The 19,703-nt window shown below is 69.6% G+C and carries 15 protein-coding genes; 8 read left to right on the forward strand and 7 right to left on the reverse strand.

The genetic code is table 11. The features are described from left to right. Positions 1 to 111: 111 nt before the first annotated feature. Positions 112 to 591 (reverse strand): hypothetical protein, encoded by a 480-nt coding sequence (locus tag H5398_RS12895; RefSeq protein ID WP_182800280.1) that lies wholly within the window; start codon positions 589 to 591, stop codon positions 112 to 114. A gap of 102 nt (positions 592 to 693) precedes the next feature. Beyond that, entirely contained in the window at positions 694 to 1,350 is a 657-nt protein-coding gene (locus H5398_RS12900; protein ID WP_182800281.1) for an SDR family oxidoreductase, read from the reverse strand. Between the two features lie 362 nt (positions 1,351 to 1,712). On the opposite strand from H5398_RS12900, the gene H5398_RS12905 reads away from it, so the two are divergent. The 7 genes from H5398_RS12905 (at position 1,713) to H5398_RS12935 (ending at position 12,518) form a co-directional block, all read left to right on the forward strand. Beyond that, positions 1,713 to 3,833, forward strand: coding sequence for an AAA family ATPase (locus H5398_RS12905; RefSeq protein ID WP_182800282.1), 2,121 nt, complete (start codon positions 1,713 to 1,715; stop codon positions 3,831 to 3,833). Beyond that, positions 3,833 to 4,681 carry a hypothetical protein gene (locus H5398_RS12910; protein WP_182781179.1) on the forward strand — a complete coding sequence of 283 codons (849 nt, stop codon included), beginning with the start codon at positions 3,833 to 3,835 and terminating at the stop codon, positions 4,679 to 4,681. Before H5398_RS12905 ends, H5398_RS12910 begins: the two co-directional genes overlap by 1 nt. 2 nt (positions 4,682 to 4,683) lie before the next feature. Continuing rightward, positions 4,684 to 6,567 carry a patatin-like phospholipase family protein gene (locus H5398_RS12915; protein WP_182800283.1) on the forward strand — a complete coding sequence of 628 codons (1,884 nt, stop codon included), beginning with the start codon at positions 4,684 to 4,686 and terminating at the stop codon, positions 6,565 to 6,567. Between the two features lie 125 nt (positions 6,568 to 6,692). Next, complete coding sequence (locus H5398_RS12920; RefSeq protein WP_182800284.1) at positions 6,693 to 7,835, forward strand: lycopene cyclase family protein; 1,143 nt, start codon at positions 6,693 to 6,695, stop codon at positions 7,833 to 7,835. 183 nt (positions 7,836 to 8,018) lie between these two features. Then, positions 8,019 to 8,966: a hypothetical protein gene (locus H5398_RS12925; protein WP_182800285.1), complete on the forward strand. Its 948-nt coding sequence runs from the start codon at positions 8,019 to 8,021 to the stop codon at positions 8,964 to 8,966. Positions 8,967 to 9,087: 121 nt separating this feature from the next. Beyond that, complete coding sequence (locus H5398_RS12930) at positions 9,088 to 10,959, forward strand: dynamin family protein (protein ID WP_182800286.1); 1,872 nt, start codon at positions 9,088 to 9,090, stop codon at positions 10,957 to 10,959. Further along, positions 10,956 to 12,518: a dynamin family protein gene (locus H5398_RS12935; RefSeq protein WP_182781174.1), complete on the forward strand. Its 1,563-nt coding sequence runs from the start codon at positions 10,956 to 10,958 to the stop codon at positions 12,516 to 12,518. Before H5398_RS12930 ends, H5398_RS12935 begins: the two co-directional genes overlap by 4 nt. Here H5398_RS12935 and H5398_RS12940 read toward each other — a convergent pair. From H5398_RS12940 to H5398_RS12955, 4 genes are all read right to left on the reverse strand, one after another. Then, positions 12,408 to 13,040 (reverse strand): hypothetical protein, encoded by a 633-nt coding sequence (locus H5398_RS12940; protein ID WP_182781173.1) that lies wholly within the window; start codon positions 13,038 to 13,040, stop codon positions 12,408 to 12,410. The two genes, H5398_RS12935 and H5398_RS12940, sit on opposite strands and share 111 nt — an antisense overlap. Before the next feature lie 11 nt (positions 13,041 to 13,051). After that, entirely contained in the window at positions 13,052 to 13,870 is an 819-nt protein-coding gene (locus tag H5398_RS12945; RefSeq protein ID WP_182800287.1) for an IniB N-terminal domain-containing protein, read from the reverse strand. A gap of 112 nt (positions 13,871 to 13,982) precedes the next feature. Then, positions 13,983 to 16,400, reverse strand: coding sequence for a helix-turn-helix transcriptional regulator (locus H5398_RS17850; RefSeq protein ID WP_182800288.1), 2,418 nt, complete (start codon positions 16,398 to 16,400; stop codon positions 13,983 to 13,985). Further along, positions 16,397 to 18,325 (reverse strand): Hsp70 family protein, encoded by a 1,929-nt coding sequence (locus H5398_RS12955; protein ID WP_182781170.1) that lies wholly within the window; start codon positions 18,323 to 18,325, stop codon positions 16,397 to 16,399. The genes H5398_RS17850 and H5398_RS12955 overlap by 4 nt, the downstream gene beginning before the upstream one ends. A 414-nt stretch (positions 18,326 to 18,739) precedes the next feature. Here H5398_RS12955 and H5398_RS12960 point away from each other — a divergent pair, with 414 nt between their 5' ends. Further along, positions 18,740 to 18,982, forward strand: a complete 243-nt coding sequence (locus H5398_RS12960) for a hypothetical protein (protein WP_182800289.1) — start codon at positions 18,740 to 18,742, stop codon at positions 18,980 to 18,982. A gap of 20 nt (positions 18,983 to 19,002) precedes the next feature. Here the strand turns inward: H5398_RS12960 and H5398_RS12965 are convergent, their stop codons facing one another. Beyond that, the gene (locus H5398_RS12965; RefSeq protein ID WP_182800290.1) at positions 19,003 to 19,674 is read right to left on the reverse strand and encodes a LysR family transcriptional regulator substrate-binding protein; all 672 of its coding nucleotides are present in this window, start codon (positions 19,672 to 19,674) and stop codon (positions 19,003 to 19,005) included. Between the last annotated feature and the right edge of the window lie 29 nt (positions 19,675 to 19,703).

Consider the following 19,703-nt stretch of genomic DNA (forward strand, 5'->3'; position numbering starts at 1 on the left):
TGTTCCCCCGGAGCGTCCCGCAGCCATCCCACTTCTCATGGGGACCATGCTACGAGGAGGTCACGACCTCCGTTGCGGGGTCGATGTGCCCTCCGCCACGTCCGCGGACGGCTAATCGGGTTCTGGCTCCATCAGGAAATCCCACGTCAGGCCGTGGGCGAGCACCACCAGAAGGACCAGCAGCACGCCCCCGACGATCAGCGGGGTGAACCCGGCGGCTCGCGCCAGTTCGGGCGCCACGCCGAGCACGAGGATGGCCAGGTAGAGCACGATGGCAACCCACCGGAACCGCCGAAACGTGCCCACCACCGTGGCTGAACGCTCACGGCGGAGCAGCCCGACGGTGGACCACAGGCCCACCAGCGCGCAGCTGCCGAAGCTGATGCGCCACAGCAGCGGGGTGTCGGGGCTGATCTGCGCGAGGGTGGCCATCAGTCCGGGGAGCAGGAACGAGATGTAGGTGCCGGCGGCGAGGCGGCGACGGTCGGCGTCGGCCCTCCAGGCAGGGCGGCTCTGGACGACGACCCACCACAGGCCCACCAGGGTGAACGAGGTGCCGGCCAACAACGAGTAGAACGCTGACAGGTCCATGGGCGCGCCCTCCGGGTAGCAGTTGGTCCCAGTGTGAGCCAACAGGTCGCCTGAGGATGCGGCAAGCGTCGGATCCGCGCGGGGGGATGGCGCACCAGCCGGTCAGGCGAAGTCCGCGGCGAGCACCCTCGCCTCGTCGCGCTCGACGGCCTCCACCACACGCTCCGCGACGACGGCGGGGTCCAGCCCGCGCGGCATGGCCGGCGCCTGCCCGGCGAGCGGGCGGGTGGCCAGCCCCGTCTCGGTGTGCGGCGGCTGGGCGTCGCACACCAGTACCCCGGACCGTCGGACCTCCCGGCCCAATGCCGCGAGCCCCGCGGCGACGGCCGCCTTCGACGCGGAGTAGGCGGCCATGCCCGCCACTGGCTGCGACGCCACCACCCCGCTGAGGTGCACCAGGAACCCGCGGGTCTCGACGAGTGCCGGGATCACGCGACGGGCCAGCCACAGCGGCCCGATCGCGTTGGTGAGGAACAGCTCCTCGATCACCTCGTCGTCGGTGTCAGCCAGCGGACCGAACGTGACGACTCCCGCGGCGATCACCACACCGTCGAGGCGGCCGTGGCGGTCGCGGGCGTAGGCGACGAGGGCGTCACCCGAGCCGGCGTCCTGCAGATCCACGCGCACGTCGACGTCGCCGCGGCGGCCCGCCCGGACGACGGTGGCGCCACGCGAGGCGAGCACCCGGGCGATCTCAGCGCCGAGGACGCCCGTGGAGCCGACGACCGCGACGACACGGCCGTTCAGGGATCGGGCCATGAGCACTCCTTGGGGGTCGCGACGAGGTATGCCGATTGAACCACGACCCCGCCCGCCGCGGACCCTGCGCGGCGGGGTGTGCGTTTGAGCAAATGGCAAGGGTCGCGGACACCTCCCCGCGGGAGCTGAGCGCGCACCACTTCGCGACCCGTGCCATTTGCTCAACTCCCGTCCCCGTCCCGGGGGGCAGGGGGCGACGGGGTCGGGCCGCGGGCGCTCAGAGTGTAAGGATCCTGGACGGTCTGTCGTCCGGAATCCGACACCCACCGGGCCCTCACCCCATGACGCGTGAACCCTCGCCGTTCGACCCCTTCCCAGCCGGGCCGAACCGGGCAATAATCGCGGCAACAAGGGGGTACGCCATGTGGCATCGACGACCCACCGAGCCGGCGGTCCTGGCCGAGGCCAAGGACCGGCTCACGGAGGAAACCGCGCACGCCTGGCGGCAGAAGAGGTCCCGCGGACCCGAGCCGGACCCGCTCCTCCACGACCCGGAGATCCTGAATTCGTTGCTCGGCATGACGAACGGCACCTGCGCCTACTGCGAGCGCGGCCTGGAGATGCAAGGCTCCGACGCCGCCGTCGTCACGCATCACCGCCCAACCTGGGGGGCCGTCGGCACCGACGGCGACGTCTCACTCCAGGCCTACTGGTGGCTGACCTACGAGTGGGACAACCTCTACCCCGCCTGCGCGGACTGCGTCCGCTCCCGCGGCACGCGGTTCCCAGTCGCGGGGCCGCGCGCCACCGGCCGCGACGGCCTCCCCGCCGAGCAGCCCCTCCTCCTCGACCCCCTCGTCGACGACCCCGACGAGCACCTCCGCTACCAGGCCGACGGCACCATCAGCGCCCTCACCGACCGCGGCCGGGTCACCTGCGACATCCTCGCCCTCAACCGCGACTTTCTCGTCAAGGCCCGTCTCGCCGCCGTCGACGACCTGGATGGCGGGGAGCAAGTCGTCTGGTCAGGGGGTGATGAGAAAAGCGAGGCACGCCTAGTCGTCCTTGCGACCGCCTCCTCCGACAACGCCTTCCCCACCCTGCGCAGGCAACTGTCCGGCGGGCCACCGCGGTGGGAACTGGTGGATCACCTCACTGTGGGGAGCCCTCCCCCGCTCCCCACCGCGCAGCTTCGACCCTCGGGCCCCGACCTCCCGCCCATGTCCGGCGCGGAGCCCGGAGCCCCCGCCTACGACCTCACCTCGAACATGGTGGGCGCCCAGCGCGGCAACTACTTCCAGGCCACCCAGTGGATCGAGCGCGTGGTCATCCGCAACTTCCGCCCCATCCGCGAGCTTGAGATCGACCTCGCGAAATCCACCAGCGAGCGCGGCCCCTGGACGGTCCTCCTCGGCGAGAACGGCTGCGGCAAGAGCTCAGTCCTGCACGCCATCGCGCTCACCATGATGGGCGGCGAGCAGCGCCGGGCACTCGGCATCGACGCCCGTAAGTTCCTCCGCGACGGCGCCCGCAAGGGCCTCGTCGAGGTCTACCTCTCCGGGCGGCAGGAACCTCTCCGGCTCGAGTGGGCCAAGGGCGAGCACGAGTTCTCCGGCCCGGAGCCGGTGGCCGCGCTGATGCTCGGCTACGGCGCCACCCGCCTGCTGCCACGCACCCCGTCGCCGCAGGACGACAACAGGGTGGTGCGCGTCGACAATCTCTTCGACCCCGTCGCCCCCCTCACCGACCCCACCTCCTGGCTGCTCTCCCTCGACGACGACACCTTCGACGACGTGGCCCGCGGCATCCATGAGATGCTCGCCCTGGACCAGGACGCCGAGCTTCTCCGCGACGACGACCAGGTGCTCCTCAAGCAGGGCCGCACCCGCTCCGACATCGTCACGCTGAGCGACGGCTACCAGTCGATGGTGGTGATGGCCTGCGACATCCTGCGCTCCACCATGCGGCTGTGGACGCAGTCGGCGCTGGCGGAGGGGATCGTGCTGATCGACGAGATCGGCGCCCACCTGCACCCGCGCTGGCGGTTGCGGATCGTCACCGCCATGCGCAACCTGATGCCGCGCATCCAGTTCATCGTCACCACCCACGACCCGCTGTGCCTGCGCGGGATCGTCGACGGCGAGGTGGTCGTGATGCGCCGCAACAGCGAGGGCGACGTCGTGTCGCTGTCGGACCTGCCTCCGGTGACCGGGATGCGCATCGACCAGTTGCTCACCTCCGAGCACTTCGGCCTGGGCTCCACCGACGACCCGGAGGTCACCGAGCTGTGGGAGAACTACTACCGCCTCATGGGGCTCAAGAAGCCCAGCAAGGAGCAGACCGACCGCCTGGAGCGGGTCCGCGCCCGCCTCGACGAGCTGGAGCAGTTCGGCACCACCGAGCGCGAGCGGCTACTGCTCACCTCGGCCGCCGACTACATCGCGCAGCGCCGCGAGACCGGCGACGCCGTCGCCCCCAGCAGCAAGGAGATGACCGCCAAGCTGTCCGAGCTGTGGGGCAAGTACCTGCCGGGGAGCTCGTGATGCGACGGGTGCCGCGGCCCAAGGAACCGCCCAGCCTGGCGGGCGAGAAGACGCTGAAGGAGCGTCAGGCGGCCCTGGACTTCTATGCCGCGTGGGACGGCGCGGCCAAGTACGACGGCTACAAGGCCTACAAGAACCCCGACATCCGCACCGCGCTGGAGGAGGCGTTCGGCGGCAAGTGCGCCTACTGCGAGACCTTCTACGCCGCCACCCAGCCCGTTGCCATCGAGCATTACCGCCCCAAGGGCGAGGTGACCATCGACGGGAAGCGCGTGCCGCCGGGCTACTACTGGCTGGCCAGCGAATGGACCAACCTCCTGCCGTCGTGCACCGACTGCAACAGCCCCCGCAGGCAGGACCTCCCCAACGAGGAGGAGGCTAAGACCGCGGGCAAGGCCAACGCGTTCCCGCTCGCCCCCGGATCGCCCCGCGGCACCTCCCCGGGCGGGGAGAAGGGCGAGAAGAGACTCCTGCTGCACCCCTACCTCGACTTCCCGGAGAAGCACCTCGAGTTCGTGTGGGGCACCGGCACCGTCGACGACGGATGGGTGAAGCCCAAGCGCGGCAGCGCCAAGGGGGCCACCACCATCACGGTCTGCGCCCTCCAGCGTCGGGGCCTCCGCGCCGCGCGGCGGGACCGCCTGCTGGACCTCATCGCCCACCTGGAGTCGGTCGTCGAGGCGCAGAACAACGTCGTCCGGCACCCGGACGACCCGGACCTGCTGACCCAACTGGAGCGACGGCTGGGCGAGGTCAGCCGCTTCGTCGCCGACCACGCCCCCTACAGCGCCATGTGCCGCCAGGTGGTGGCGAGATACCACGCGAAACTCTTCGGACCCCAGGAGTGACCATGACCACAGCAGCATCCACCAGCCCCTACGCCTCGCCGTCGCTGCACTGCGACATCGTCATGAAGGGCGGCATCACCAGCGGCGTGATCTATCCCCGCGCGGTCTCGGAGCTGGCGAAGACCTACACGCTGAGCTCCGTCGGGGGCGCCTCCGCCGGGGCCATCGCGGCGGCTGCCGCTGCGGCAGCCGAGCTGGGCCGTCACTCCGGCGGATTCGAGGGGCTCGACGAGATGCCCGACGAGCTGGCCGCCCTCGCACCGGACGGCCAGTCGAAGCTGGCGTCGTTCTTCCAGCCGACGAGGACCGCGGCCCCGCTGTTCCGCCTGATGTTCTCGGTGGCCGGGAAGGAGAGCGGGAAGATCGGCGCCCTAGTGGGCGGCCTGCTGCGCAGCTTCTGGAAGGAGGCGCTCGCGGGGGCGCTGGTCGGGCTTGTCCTGATCGTGGTGAGCGCGCTCGGCGAGGGGATCGCGTCCGTGGCGGGCGTCGTCGGGGGTCTGCTGCTGCTGGTGCTCGGGGCGGCTGTCGGGGTCCTGATGGGCGCGCTGCGAACGTTCGGCCGCGTCGTCGAGGACGGCTTCGGCATGTGCACCGGCATGGAGGGCTACGGCGCCGGCGGCGCCAAGCCGCTCACCCCCTGGCTCTACGAGAAGATCCAGACGCTGGCCGGGCGGGCCCCCGGGGCCCCGCCCCTGACGTTCGGCGACCTCCGCAGCGCCGGCGTGACGCTGCGGGTGATGACCACCAACCTCACCCGCCACCAGCCGATGGCGATGCCGTGGAGCACCCGAGAGTTCTACTTCGACCCCGACGAGATGCGCGGCCTCTTCCCCGCCGACGTCGTCGACTGGATGGTGGCCCACCCGCCGCCCGGCGACGGCGGGGCTCCCACCCAGTCGCGCAGCGACCAGGGGCGCATGCTCCATCCCTGGCCGGCCGGCGACGACCTTCCGGTGATCGTCGCCACGCGGATGTCGCTCAGTTTCCCGGTCCTCATCTCCGCGGTCCGGCTGTATGCCGTGGACTACACCCGGCCCGAGAACCAGGGCCCGGAGGGTGCGGTCGGCCAGGCGTCGGCCACCGGAGGGCCGAGCTTCTCCAGCGTGTGGTTCACCGACGGCGGACTCTGCGCCAACCTGCCGGTGCACTTCTTCGACTCCCCGCTGCCCAAGCACCCCACGTTCGCGTTCAACCTCGGGCCGTTCCCGCCCGGGCGGGCGAAGTCCCAGGACCAGTCCGAGAACAGCTACCTGCCCACCACCAACCAGGCGGGCCTCCAGCGCCCGTGGTTCCCCCTGCCGACGAAGGGGCTCGGCGCCTGGGCGTCGTTCGGGCTGCTCATGGTGCACACCGCCCGCGAGTGGGTCGACGGCGCCCAGATGGTGATGCCCGGATACCGCGACCGGATCGTCACCGTGCACCACGACCATGCCGAGGGCGGCATGAACCTGTCCATGCCACCCAAGGTGGTCACGGACCTCGCCGAACGCGGGAGGCTGGGGGCGGTCAAACTCGTCGACGCGTTCGCCGGGCCTCAGCCGGGCATCGTACCCACGTGGGGCTGGAACAACCACCGCTGGCTCCGGTTCCGCACCGCGACCTCCGGTCTCGCCGGATGGCTGCAGGGCTTCCGCGCCAGCTATGTGGACACGACCTCCGGCGGCATCCCCTACCCTGACCTGGCCGGCCCCGGCGCCGACGCTCCACTTCCCTCGTACCCGCTCTCCGGAGCCAAGCGCGAAGCGTTGAACGAGCGCGCAGATGGGCTGATCGGCCTGGCCGGATCCTGGGGCGGAGGAACAATCCCCCCGGCCCCCAAGCCCGCCCCGCGCCTGCGTCTGGTGCCCGACGACGGCACGGCCGCCGGCCTCGACCTCCAGGACTGACCGGCGCCCGCCCTGCCCACGGTTGATGTTCCTCCAGATCGGGTCTCGAGGCCCCTGGGCTCCCGGGCATCGTTCTGGAGGAACAGGAGCCGCGGAGCCCTTCCGCCACATGGAACGATAGGACCGTGACCGCCACCTCCTACGACGTCGTTGTGGTCGGGCTCGGGCCCGCCGGGCGCTCACTCGCGTCGCGGTGCGCGGCCCGCGGGATGCGCGTCCTCGCAGTCGATCCCCGCCCCGGAGCGGTCTGGGGCCCCACCTACGGCATCTGGGGCGACGAGCTGGGCGCGCTGCCCGAATCAGTGGTCCGCTCCCGCGTCCCCCACCCCGAGCTGCGAGCCCACGGCGCCTACCCACTCCCCCGCGACTATCTCGTCCTCGACAACACCGCCCTCCAGGCCGCCTTCCCTCTCGACGGGGTGGAGCTGCGCCGCGGGCGGCTGACCGACGACGGGGTCGCGGGCCTCAGAGCCGAGGCCCGCGTCGTCGTCGACGCGCGCGGCGCGAGGCCCGAGGGGATCATTCCCAGGGACCCCTCGCCGGCTCAGACGGCGTTCGGGATCGTGCTGCCTACCGAAGCCGCTGCGCCGGCGCTGCAGGGGGCGGCGGCGCTGCTGATGGACTGGCGCACCGACTGGTCCGAGGATCCCCTCCCTCACGGCACCCCCACCTTCCTCTACGCCATCCCCCTCGGGGGCGGCGAGGTGCTGCTCGAGGAGACCTGCCTCGCCGCCGCACCCGGCCTGCCCATCCCAGTGCTCCGGGCAAGGCTCCGGACGCGGTTGGTGTCGCGGGGGGTGGCGGAGTCCGCCGTCGATCATCCGCTGAGCAGGGAGGTGGTGCGCATCCCCATGCGCGGACGGGGCTGGCCCGCGGCCCCTGGGACGACGGCGGTCGGCACCGCCGGGCGCGGCGGGAACCTGGTGACCGGGTATTCGGTGGCCCATTCGCTGCTGAGAGCCGATGCACTGGCCCGCGACCTGGCGGGCGGGCGACCCATGACGCCGGACCCCCACACGCCCGCGGACGTATTCCGCGAGATGGGCCTGCGTGCCCTGCTCCGCCTGGATGTGGCCGGGACACTTGCGCTGTTCGACGCCTTCGGGCGTCTCCCGGGCCAGGCCCAGCGCGACTTCATGTCGCGGGACTCCACCGCCCCCGGGCTTGCCGCCGCCATGTGGGGGATGTTCGCCCGGATGCCGATGTCGGGTCGGCGGCAACTCATCGCCGCAACGCTGGGACCCGGGCGACGACGCAGAGTCGGCTGAGCGGCCGAGCGGGCGATGGGTCTCCGACTCCGGACCCCGATCCCCTAGCCAGTAGGCCATCCACCGCGGGAATCCCCGTCAACCCCCATGGTGTTTGCGGGGTCACCCCCGATGCCCGGACCCGCCGCCGGATGAAGAATTACCTCAACACGCCAGATCGGCGGCCAGAGAAAGGTAAGGGTCATGTCCCACCAGAACAACAACACACCCGGCTTCGATGTCGACGTCGACGAGTCCTTCAACGACAACTCCACCAACGACAGCTCCACCAACGTCGATGTCGACGCCGACGTCGATGTCGACGCCTCGACGACCGACAACTCCACCAGCGACTCCTCGACGACCGACAACTCGGACAACTCGGACAACTCGGACAACTCCGACAACTCCGACAACTCCGACAACTCAGTTGACAACTCCGTCGACGCCGACGAGTCCTTCAACACCGAGACCGAGACCGAGATCGAGGACTCCTACAACACCGAGCACGAGACCGAGGACTCCTACAACGACAACTCGGAGAAGGCGGTGGACTCGTTCAACATCACGAGCTCGTTCAACCAGCAGACCCTCAATGACCACTCCACCACGGTGGGCGTGCGCCAGTACCAGACCAACGTCGGCGACCTGAACCTCGGTGGCCTCGGCGGCAAGGGTGGCTTCGGGCACGGCGGCGGCGCGGACCTCGAGCTGGACAACCGCTCGCTGAACCTTGACCAGTCGGTCAACCAGGTCATCAACACCGGTCACGGCGGTGACGTGAGCCAGGACTTCAGCCAGACGGCCAACGTGGCCTTCGGGGACAACTCGATGGCGGCCGGCGATGACATCGACGTCGACAACTCCTCCGTGAACATGGAGTTCGGCGACATCTGGACGGGCAACACGTGGACCACCACCACCATCTCCGACTCGTTCCAGGACAACTCGGTGGACAACGACTACGACTGGGAGCTGGAGATCGAAGACTCCTTCAACGACGAGTCCACCAACGTCGACCTTGATGTCGAGATCGAGGACTCGTTCACCAGCGAGGTCACCGAACTCAACTCGTTCGAGTGGGAGAACGAGGGCAACATCTTCAGCCCCGCCGCTGCCACCACCGGCGGCGAGGTCGAGTTCGAGCTCTGATCCTCGACACGCCTTCTCACGCCGGTTGCCCGGCCACCGTCACGGTGGCCGGGTAACTGGCGTCTGAACCGTGATGGCCTACGATGAAGAAACCAATGACCGATCGCGGGAAGGAACCCGAATGAGTGATCAGGCTCGGGGCGAAGTTGAGGGTGCACTGGTGCTCCCCAACCAGAAGTCGCTGATCGGGCTGGTGGAGACGATGGGCGCGATGGCTGCCAACGGCGGCCGCACCGATCTTTCCGAGCGTCTCGTGCAGACCCACGCCCGCCTCCGCGACCCCGAGGTGCGCGTGGTCATCGTGGGCGAGTTCAAGCAGGGCAAGAGCAAACTGATCAACGCCCTTGTCAACGCTCCTGTCTGCCCCATCGACGACGACGTGGCCACCAGCGTCCCCACTGCCGTGGGCTACGGGGAAGCGCCCGCCGCAACCATCCTGACTCGCTCGGAGACCCACGGCGGCAAGTCGGAGATCCAGCGGCAACCGATCCGCTTCGAGGAGCTGGCGCAGTACGTCTCGGAGCTCGGCAATCCCGGCAACGAACGCCACCTCGTCTCTGCCGAGGTGGTGCTGCCGCGGGAGATCCTGAGGGGCGGTCTGCGCCTCGTGGACTCCCCCGGGATCGGCAGCCTGGACTCCTCCTCCGCACTGACGACGCTGTCCGCGCTGTCCTCGGCCCACGCGGTGCTGATGGTCTCGGACGCGTCACAGGAGTACACCGAGCCCGAGGTGCAGCTCCTGAAGCACGCGATGCGCATCTCGCCCAACGTGGCGGCGGTGCTGGCGAAGACGGACCTGTATCCGGATTGGCGCACCATCGAAGGCATCGACAAGGGACATCTGGAAGGCATCGGCGAGCTCCCCCTCTTCGCTGTCTCGAGCGACCTGCGGCTGCTCGCCGCCTCGGAGCAGGACCGGGAGCTCAACACCGAGTCCGGCTTCCCGGAACTGGTCTCCCACCTGCGCCTTGACGTGCTGCGGCGCGCGGAGGTCATCAATACGCGCAGCGCGGTGCACGATCTGGTGTTCGTGGTGGACCAGATGACGATGGCCGCCCGCACCGAGCTCACTGCCCTCCTCAATCCGGAGGACACCCCGCAGCTGATCCTTCAGCTGGAGGAGGCGAAAGCGCGCGCCGACGAGTTCCGTGGCCGCTCGTCGCGCTGGCAGGTGGCCCTCGGCGACGGCGTGGCGGACCTCATCTCTGACATGGAGCACGATCTACGCGACCGGCTCCGCCGGGTGCAGCGCGAGGCGGAGGATGCCATTGATCAGGGTGATCCCGGGCCGATCTGGGAGCAGATCGCGGAGTGGATCGACCAGCGCGTCGCCGCCGCCGTCTCCGAGACCTTCGTCTGGACCGACGAGCGGGGCAAGGCCCTCACCGAGGAGATTGCGGATCTGTTCATCCAGGACGAGACTTCGCTGCCGGTCATCGCCGTCGGCGCCACCGACGGCGTGCTCGATGCGGTGGACGAGATCCCGGACTATCACACCGGCCAGCTCGGGGCCGTGGAGAAGATCTACATCGGGGTGCGCGGCTCGTACGGTGGCGTGCTCATGGTGGGTCTTGCCACCGGCCTGATCGGAATGACACTGATCAATCCGTTGTCGCTGCTCGCCGGCGTCCTGGTCGGCCGAAGGGCCTACCGCGAGGACATGAACTCCCGCCTCCTTCGCCGCCGGTTCGAGGCAAAGGGCATCGTTCGACGGTACATCGACGAGGTGACGTTCCAGGTGAGCAAGCAGCTGAAGGACCGGCTGCGGATCGTCCAGCGCACCGCGCGCGACCACTTCGGTGCCATCGCGGATCAGCTTCACCGCTCGCTCACGGAGGCCGTGATGTCCGCCAAGCAGTCGGCCGGCATCTACTCGGAGAAGCGCGACAAGCGGGTGCTCGAGCTTCAGAACCACCTGCGCCAGCTCGACAAGGTGCGCGCACAGCTTCCGGAGCTGCCGCAGGCGCGAGTCAAAGAGGTGCTCGGCCGGTGAGCGCAGGTGCCAACGAGGATTCCGTCGCACTCCTCGCGGCGGCACGTCGACTCTACGAGGGCGACCCGGCTGCAGTCGAGACCATCGACGGGTTGAGCACGCGACTGGCCGAGCCCCTCCGGATGGCGGTGGCGGGTATCGTCAAGGCCGGCAAGTCCACGCTGCTCAACGCCATCTTGGGCGAGCAGATCGCGCCCACCGATGCTGGCGAGTGCACCCGGGTAGTCACCTGGTACCGGTACTCGGACACCCCGTCGATCACCCTCCATCCGCGCTCCGGCGAGCCCCGCAGGCTGCCGATAGCCCGCGCCCACGGCAAGCTGGTCCTGGACCTGGGGGAACTTCGCCCGGACGAGGTGGAGCGCATCGATGTGGGCTGGCCGTCACGGGTGCTGCGCTCACTGATCCTCATCGACACCCCAGGGATCGAGTCCCTGTCCCGCGACGTCTCGGCACGGTCCGCGGCCTTCCTCACGCCGGACAATGCGCCATCGTCGGCGGACGCGATCGTCTACCTGCTACGCCACCTCCACCCGTCGGATCTCAAGTTCCTCGAGGCCTTCCGGGACACTGCTGCCGGCGCCTCGAAGACCGTCAACGCCGTGTCCGTGCTGTCGCGGGCCGACGAGATCGGCTCGGGGCGGATCGATTCCCTCCTCTCGGCCCGCAAGGTAGCCCGCCGCTACGAACAGCACGGCGATCTGGCCTCGCTGGCCCTGGGGGTGCTGCCCGTCGCTGGTCTGGTTGCCGAGGGTGCTCGCACTCTGCGGGAGGACGAGTTCGCCGCTTTCCGGGCGTTGGCCGATCTTGAGCGTGGGGAGCGGGAGAAGCTCCTGGTGTCGGCGGACCGGTTTGTGCGCCCTGAACAGGTCGCCTCCCCCAACGAGGCGGTCAGACGCCGCCTCCTTTCCCGCTTCGGGATCTTCGGGGTGCGGCTGGCCATCTCCATGATCCGGGCGGGGGCATCCAACTCCGCCGAGCTCACCGAACGGCTCGTGGAATACAGCGGACTCAATGAGCTCGGCAGCTTCATCAGCCTGCACTTCGGCGCCCGCGCCGAGGCGTTGAAGGTGCGAGCCGTCCTCGACGGCCTGGCCCAACTCCTGCGCGAGAACCCGCGCGACGGCGCCTCACCCATCCTCGGCGGGATCGAGCGAATCCAGGCCACCGCACACGGGCTGCGCGAGCTGTCTCTGTTGTCCGAGGCCCGGGTCTCGGGCCTTCCTCTGTCCGCGGACGAGGCGGCTGAGGCGGGGCGCATCGTGGGAGCCAACGGCACCACCACGCCGGCGCGGCTCGGAGTGCCCGAGGACACTGAGGCGCCGGCCCTGTCCGAACGGCTCAAGCAGGAGCTCGACCGGTGGCGGGCCAGGACGCAGTCCCCCCTCACCGACCGGGCAGGCGTGGAAGTATGTCGGGTGGTGATCCGGAGCCTGGAGGCGGTGGCCTCAGACCTCGCTTCCCGGGGAGGCGATGACGCCCTTGCGGACGTCGTGCTTGCGGGCAGTCCAGCGCAGGGCCCCGGGGAAGGTACTCACCAGGATGGCGAGCAGCACTAGCCCGCCCTGCACGGCGAACATCTGGCGAAGGATTTCTCCGTGCTCCCCCTCGGCGACGAGCTCGTTGGCCACCAGGTACAGCGCTGCCTGGCCGAGCACGGTGAAGAACATCCACCATCTGGCCCCGTCCTTGCGGTTCATGAAGGACACCAGCAGCGTGATCTGGATGAGGAGCAGCGCGACCAGGCCCCAGAAGGCCGACCAGTAGATGATGTCCGCCGCCGTAGCGTAGGTGCTGTCCTGGCGGGAGCCGTCGACTCCGCGGACTGCCTCGATGATCAGCGGAAGCTGGTCTTCTCGCACCACGAAGTAGTAGACCACCGCGACGGAGCCGGCCACGAGACCCAACACCCACAACAGCTGGGTCACCCGGATCGAGAAGGGTGGAGGTTGCTTGACGATCACGGGGGCCGCGTTGGGGTTGTCCAAGGCTGGGCGCTCGGGGCGTTTGCGCCCCGAATCAGCCGTTGGCCCGCCCGTTCCGGTGGGGAACGGGCGGGCCGTGGGGCGTTCGTCGGTCATGCGACTCAATTCTAGAGACCGTCCTCGAACTCCGGGTCGGCGTAGTCATCTTCGTCAGCCGCCGAGTAGTCCTCGGCGGGCTCCTCGTACTGCTCCTCCATGACGGCGGCCGCCATGGGCTCGGGCTCGGGGGCCGCCATGGCCGCAGGTGCAGGAGCCTCGACCGAGGTGGTCGTGATCTCGGTCTCGACGACGGTGGTCTCGGTGTTCTGGAACGAATCGTCGACCTCCGTGACCACCTCGACGTTGACGGGAGCCTCGTTGAACGAGTTCTCCGCCGACTGGTTGAGGGTCACGTCCGCTGTCAGCGACTCATCGTTGAACGACTCATCGATCTCGACGTTGGTCTCGGTGTTGCCGATGGAGACATCACCGACGGTGGTGTCGGTCTCCGAGGAATCAACCGTGGCGTCATTGCCGGCTGCCATCGATGCGTCGCCCACTGCCAGGACGGTCTCCTGATCGAAGACCTGGAGTACATCCCCCTCCGCCCAGATGCTCTGGTTGACGGACTGGTCCACGATGGTGGAGCGGTTGTCGACGTGGAAGTTGTTGGCCACCCGCGTGATCTCCTCCACCACTGTGGGCGGGCGCGGGTTGACGATGACGACGGGGGGCTGGGGGGGATGCGGCCGGGGCGTGACGTCAGGGTGGTCCACGATGACGGGGACCACCGATCTGACATCCTCTCCGCAGATGTCGCCGAGACCACTCCTTTCCAGGGTCTCTTCGGGTGCTGCGGCAAATTCCGCAGCTGCGTTCGGGTCTCGCAGCAGACTGAGGATGAACTCAATCAGCGCGTCAGCGATGGTCACCAAAGGGGTTGTCATGGCTGTCTCCTCAAGGGTCGGGTGGCGCTGGCTTTCAAACTACGGGGTGGGATGACGGGAAGGCATCGGGGCTTTCCCCCACTCCCGGAGTAGGTCATTAGGGGGTGCGTGGTCATCGGTGCTCCGATCCGACCTGGTGCCGCGACGGGTCGATCACGACGCGCAGTTTGGCAATCAGATCTGAGCGGCTGGTGACCGAGAGACGTCGCTTGATGTGCGAGACATGGTGCTCGACGGTGCGTGGCGAAATGAAGATGGTCTGTCCGATCTCGGCATAGGTCTTGCCCTGCATGACCAGGAGTGCCACGTCCAGCTCGCGGTCGCTGAGCAGCGATCCTTCGGCCGCGCTCGGCGCATCCTTGGGGGTCTGGGAGGCCGGCTCGGACCGCCGAGCCTCCTCTGCCGTCGGGTGAAGCAGGCGGGCCACGGTGAGCAGCCGGGCTGAGACCCGGCGGTCCGTGGCGCGCCCGGCACCGTGTGCCGCGAGACGGGCCCCGTCCCAGGCCAGCCCGATGGTGGAGAGCGCCTTGGCCGCCTCCTCCACGCTGTCGGGCTCCACGTTGCCGGACAGCACGGACACCCAGATCCCACCGGCATGGGCCATCACGTCTGCCACCTTCAGGCTCGTGGACGCAACCACCAGCGCCTTCGCGTGCGGCCCGAGCAGCTCGGGCTTGTCCAGCAGGATGCCCTGCTGGACTCCTGCCCACCTGAGGTGCAGCGACCACAGCGGCGGCGATCCGAGACGCTCGAGCAGCGCCAGGCCCTGCGCGAAATGAGCCGACAGGGTGGTGGCGTCCCCCACGCGCGCCGCGGCGGACACCAGAGCGCTCAACGGGAGCAGCGTGTAGAGGTCCACGTCGATGTGGCGGATGCCCTCGTGGGCCTGCGCCCAGGCGGCCTCGAGAGCAGCGAGGTCCTGGTAGCGCCTCGCGAGGGTCACCAGGATGGTCTGCCGCATCAACTCATCCCTGGCCGAGACCGGGGTGGGCAGCGCCGTCGCCTCCTCGAGCGAGGCCCGTGCCTCTGACGGACGCTCACCCTGGAGTGCCACGAAGGCCTGCCAGAGGAGCAACCGTCGCCGGGCCCAGCGGCCACCTTGGCCGCCGGCGACCGCCGCGTCGATGACATGCTGGGCAGTGGACAGTTCGCCCGCCCCGAGCGCCACTGACGCCGCAATCACGGCCGGCAACTCCGGGAGCGGATCGGTGGCGTGCGACGAGGTGTACAGCTCGGAGGCCCGCACCAGGCGGGTGACGGTGAACGACGGCGGGGTGGGCAGGAGCGAAGCGCGCAGCCCTTCGTCGAGAAGCTGGAGTGCGATGTCCAGCGTGCACGGAGCGGAACGGCGGGGTTCCGGCTGGCCGGGCTCGGCCGTCGTCTCCGGAGCGGGCCTCAGCTGCTCCGCGAAACCGGCGCCGACGTGGGCGATGGCTGCCCTCACCAGCGCCGACGGGCTGTCCGGAGGAAGGGCGGAGTAGACGCTGCTGCCGGTGGCCATCAGTCCCCTGGCCGCCCACACCGCGGCCGCGACATCCGCGCCCCCAGCCGGGACCGGGTCCTCCGCCAGCAGAGCGTCCAGGAGCGAGGAGGCCTGGTCCAGTGCGCCCGCGTGCCAGGCGGCAAGTGCCCGACGCAGCACCAGGTCCGGACCCGGCACGCCGTCGGCGTCAGGGCCGGCGGCACCCAGAGCCAGGACCCGATACGCAGGGAGGGCGCCCCGCACGGCCGAGCGCACCACCGGGACCGGGCTGCCGTTGCGCAGCAGCAGGCCCTCGGCGTACGCCTCGGCGATGCGATCATCTGCCGAGACGTCGTCGCTGAAGAAACCGTCACCTGCGCCGCCTACACAACTCAACTCGACCCACCGTCGAAGCGGCTCCTCCGCGGTGTCCAGGCGGTGCAGGATGCGTGCCTCCAGGCCCCGGACCAGGTCCTGATGCTGCGGGTCTCTGCACGGTGCGGACGACTCATGAATGGCGAGCGCCTTCGATACCAGCCACCCTACGCCTCCTGTGAGGGTGAGGAGGTGGTCCAGGCACGCCTGCTCGACGGACTGCCCGCGGTGTCCCAGGTAGGCGGTCACATCGGCCAGCGTCACCAGACCGAGCACGACAGGTGGCGCGCTGCGCTCCAGATGCCGGGCGATGTCGGTGGCGAGGCTGGAGTGTCGCCATGGCCTGCTGGCCACCACGATGGAAGCGTCCCGGGTGGCGCACCTGGCCAGGAGCAACTGGGTGCGCTCATCGTCGACGAGGTGGAGGTCGTCGACGAGCAGCACGTCGGTGGGCGGGAGTGTGGAGATGTCTGTGGTGGTGTCGAGCTGGGTGCTGGGCACCCCTCGGAGCGTGAGGAGATCCTGGAGTTGGCTGAGCAGGGTGGACTTGCCGGAGCCGGCGGGCCCCACCACGAAGGCACGTACCGGCCCCGACGGGCTGGCCAGGGCTGCGGTCTCACGCCAGGCATGCTGGGCGCCCGTGAAGTGCGTCAGCACACCGATGGGCTCGCCCGGACCCCCCGTCTGGATCACAGCGCTGTGACTGGGTCAGGCGAGGCCGAGAGTGTCGTCGTCGTCGCCGACGCAGACGCGGGAGTGGGGTCTGCCGTGAGCGGGACGGGATCCGGTGCCGGCGTGGTGGGATCCGGGGCCGGCGTGGTGGGATCCGGGGCCGGTGTGGTGGGATCCGGGGCCGGTGTGGTGGGATCCGGGGCCGGTGTGGTGGGATCCGGTGCTTGCGTTGTGGGCGCGGGAGCCTGGGTGGTGGGCGCGGGAGCCTGGGTGGTGGGAGCAGGTGCCTGGGTGGTGGGAGCAGGCGCCTGAGTGGTGGGGGTGGTCGTCGTCCTCGGCGGGGTCGGCATGGCGGGCGTGGTCCGCTGAATGGTGGGTGCGCCCGGCGACGCCGTCGCAGTGACGGTGGTGCGCGTCTCGGTGGTGATGAGCTTCTCCACCGTCTCGGTCTCGCGCTGGATGAGCGGGTTCTGCTGGGCCGCCGGCTGCTGTTGCTGCTGCTGCTGCTGATTGCCTGCGTCAGGTGCAGGGGTCTGCCCCGCCACTGTGGCCGTGGACGTCTCGGGGGCGCCGGAACTTCCGCTGGGGCCCAGCGTTGCCGGGGCCTGGAAGGCCGCGGCCCTCGGGGAGGATCCCTCGTCGCCGGACGTGAGCTCACTGAGGAGGGTGCCGCCGATCATGACGATGCCGGTGACCGCCACGGCCGCCAGCGCCAGGCCGGACCACCATCTGACCCTCGGGACGGCCTCTGGAGTGGTGGCCTCGTGGATGGCCACAACGGCCGAGTCCTCCTCGTCGTCTGCGATGAGGGCCACTTCGCCGTCGCTTCGGACGGCGAGCGCGGTGGACGGGTGGGCCAAGGCGACATGGCTGAACAGCGACCCCCTGGCGGCGCCCATCGCGGTGGAGGACTTCGGGTCCTGGTCCACGACGATGGGACGGTCGAACAGCTCGGAGAGCCGCTGCGCCACCCGGGGGATGCGTGAGGATCCACCCACCAGCACGATCGCGTCCACGTCTGCGATGTCGACGCCCGCGCCCTCGACGGCGTCGTCCAGCGCGCCGACGGTGCGGTCGATGTGCCCGTCGATCATGGCCTCGAACTCGGAGCGGGTCAGGCGGATCTTCGTGGAGACCTGGGGCAGCAGCACGGGGATGGTGACCTCAGTGTCGAACGAGAGGGCCTCCTTCGCGTCCACGCACTCGCGCCTCAACTGGATCAGCGCATCGCGGGTGTCGGGGCTGCTCAGGTCCATTCCCTCGGCGCCGGCGCCGCGGAGGACGTGGCGGAACACGAGGTCGTCGAAGTCCGCACCTCCCACGTTGTCCAGGCCGGGAAGCTGGCCCACGAGCGAGAGCGAGCCGTCCCTCCCCTTCCGGGTGACGGCGGTGTGGAAGGTGGTGCCGCCAAGGTCGTAGACCACGACGGACCTGCCCGGCTCCAGTGGGTGCGTGGCCTCGTAATTGCGGGCCGCCGCCTCCGCCTCGGACATCAGAGCCACATCCGGCAGCCCTACGTCAGTGAGGGCCGAGCGGATCAGTCCGGTGCGGTGGGGGCCCCAGGAAGACGGGTAGGTGACGGTCACGCCGGCGGGGTCCGCGCCCTCGGACTCGGTGGCGGCGGAGACGACGGAGGCCACGGTCTGGGCCAGTAGATGGGGGGCATCTACGCTGTGACCGCCCACCGACAGGGGCACGTCGTCTCCGACGTTGCGGGTGAACTCGCGCACGAGGTGTTCGGGCTCGGCGAGGCCGCGGCGTTCGGCGGTGTCGCCGAAGAGGAGGCCACCATGTGAAGTGACGAACACCACGGCTGGTGCGTTGTCGTTGCGGTGCCCCAGGGGCACATGAGAGACAACCACGCTGCCGTCATGGGTTGGCCGCGCCGTTGCGGCGGAGACGCGGGCTGTGCCCACGTCAATCCCCAGATAGTACGACTCAGCCATGAGCGTGGTCCCCCCCGGGTAATGAAACGCGAACTCCAATGTTGGGGTGCCGGCCAAGGCAGGAACCCAACTCCGAGATTACCAGAGGGGGAGGTCACCTTGAAGATCAACTTTCGTTCAGAGAAGCGCGCGGCTCCCTCAGACCCGCCCTCCGGCGCCGCGCCACCGCGGTCACAACTGGGCTTTGGCTAGGGTGTTCACTACAAGGGTCTCTCTGCCAGCAGGATTGTGGCCGCTCACAGCGCGGCTTCAGGTCCCTCCCCAGGGCTTGCCCTTTGTTGCATGGGGCAACGGCTCTGACCCCGCGACCCCGGCGTTCATGCCTGGACACCGCGACCGTCTCGCCCGAGGTGCCGACGCGCCCAGTTCGGGGCGCTGGCCCCTCGATCCAAAGCTCTGGTCGACAATGTGGACATGAATATCGAAGAGTGGTGGCCCAAGCTGCGGCGCGAGACGCGCGATTACCTGATCGCCAACAACGGCGACGTGGTGCCAGCCGCCCTCGTGGCCGAGATCACGCGGGCCGGCGGCGACAGCGACTCCGACGCGTGGCGGGCCGGTGACAGCGGCGCGGACGGGTTCTATCTGACCGACGAGGCGATCGACTGGATCGACGAGGTCGCCAACGGGGAGACCCCGCCGCCGCGTCGCCGCTGACCCCCTGGTGCCGGTCGAGGTCAGCGACGGCGGGGCCTGCCGCCCCTCCCCGTCGGGCGTCCCGCTCTGCCCGCGACCCCGCTCTTCCGCGGCTGCGCCACCTTCTCGGCAGGTTTCTGCTCGTCACCGCGCTCCTTGGCGCTGCGCGAGCTGTTCGGGGTCCGGCCGCGGACGATGCCGATGAACTCGTCGATCCACTCGTTGCCGCTGTCGGTGCGCCAGGCCAGGGCCACCGTCGTGGATGGGGCGTCGACGAGGGGCCGGTAGACCAGGTCACGGCGGCTGTGTGACCGGGCGATCGACATCGGCACGTGCAACACGGCCGCCGAGTAGGTGGCCAGCTCGACGCTGGCGGGCTCAGCGTCGGCGATCACCCGCACGTCGACCAGATCCGTCGCCGTCACCTCGTCGAGCAGCGACAGCTCGTGGTCCTTCGACATCCACACCACCGGCAGCTCGTCGTACAGGGGGATGACGTGCAGGCCTTCGCCGTCGATCGGTTGCCTGACGAAGCACATGTCGACGGTGTCGCCCAGCAGTGCGCGTCGCTGGTCCGCCTCGGCCACCTCGACCACGCTGAGCGGTGTCCGCGGGAACCGCTCTTCCCAGATCCGGCGCCACTTGGTGACGGTGACCCCCGCCACGTTGCCCACGCGCAGTGCTGCGGGGCCGGGGTCGCGGGGAGTGGTCACGGGCGCAGGGTACCCCACCCGGATAGGCT

This window comes from Tessaracoccus sp. MC1679 (assembly GCF_014164775.1).
Lineage (GTDB): Bacteria > Actinomycetota > Actinomycetes > Propionibacteriales > Propionibacteriaceae > Arachnia.

Coding starts and splice junctions, on each gene's coding strand:
- H5398_RS12940 (WP_182781173.1), bottom strand. CDS start 13,040: ATGACCGACGAACGCCCCACGGCCCGCCCGTTCCCCACCGGAACGGGC.
- H5398_RS12925 (WP_182800285.1), top strand. CDS start 8,019: ATGTCCCACCAGAACAACAACACACCCGGCTTCGATGTCGACGTCGAC.
- H5398_RS12930 (WP_182800286.1), top strand. CDS start 9,088: ATGAGTGATCAGGCTCGGGGCGAAGTTGAGGGTGCACTGGTGCTCCCC.
- H5398_RS12945 (WP_182800287.1), bottom strand. CDS start 13,870: ATGACAACCCCTTTGGTGACCATCGCTGACGCGCTGATTGAGTTCATC.
- H5398_RS12915 (WP_182800283.1), top strand. CDS start 4,684: ATGACCACAGCAGCATCCACCAGCCCCTACGCCTCGCCGTCGCTGCAC.
- H5398_RS12905 (WP_182800282.1), top strand. CDS start 1,713: ATGTGGCATCGACGACCCACCGAGCCGGCGGTCCTGGCCGAGGCCAAG.
- H5398_RS12955 (WP_182781170.1), bottom strand. CDS start 18,325: ATGGCTGAGTCGTACTATCTGGGGATTGACGTGGGCACAGCCCGCGTC.
- H5398_RS12895 (WP_182800280.1), bottom strand. CDS start 591: ATGGACCTGTCAGCGTTCTACTCGTTGTTGGCCGGCACCTCGTTCACC.
- H5398_RS12900 (WP_182800281.1), bottom strand. CDS start 1,350: ATGGCCCGATCCCTGAACGGCCGTGTCGTCGCGGTCGTCGGCTCCACG.
- H5398_RS12960 (WP_182800289.1), top strand. CDS start 18,740: ATGAATATCGAAGAGTGGTGGCCCAAGCTGCGGCGCGAGACGCGCGAT.
- H5398_RS12910 (WP_182781179.1), top strand. CDS start 3,833: ATGCGACGGGTGCCGCGGCCCAAGGAACCGCCCAGCCTGGCGGGCGAG.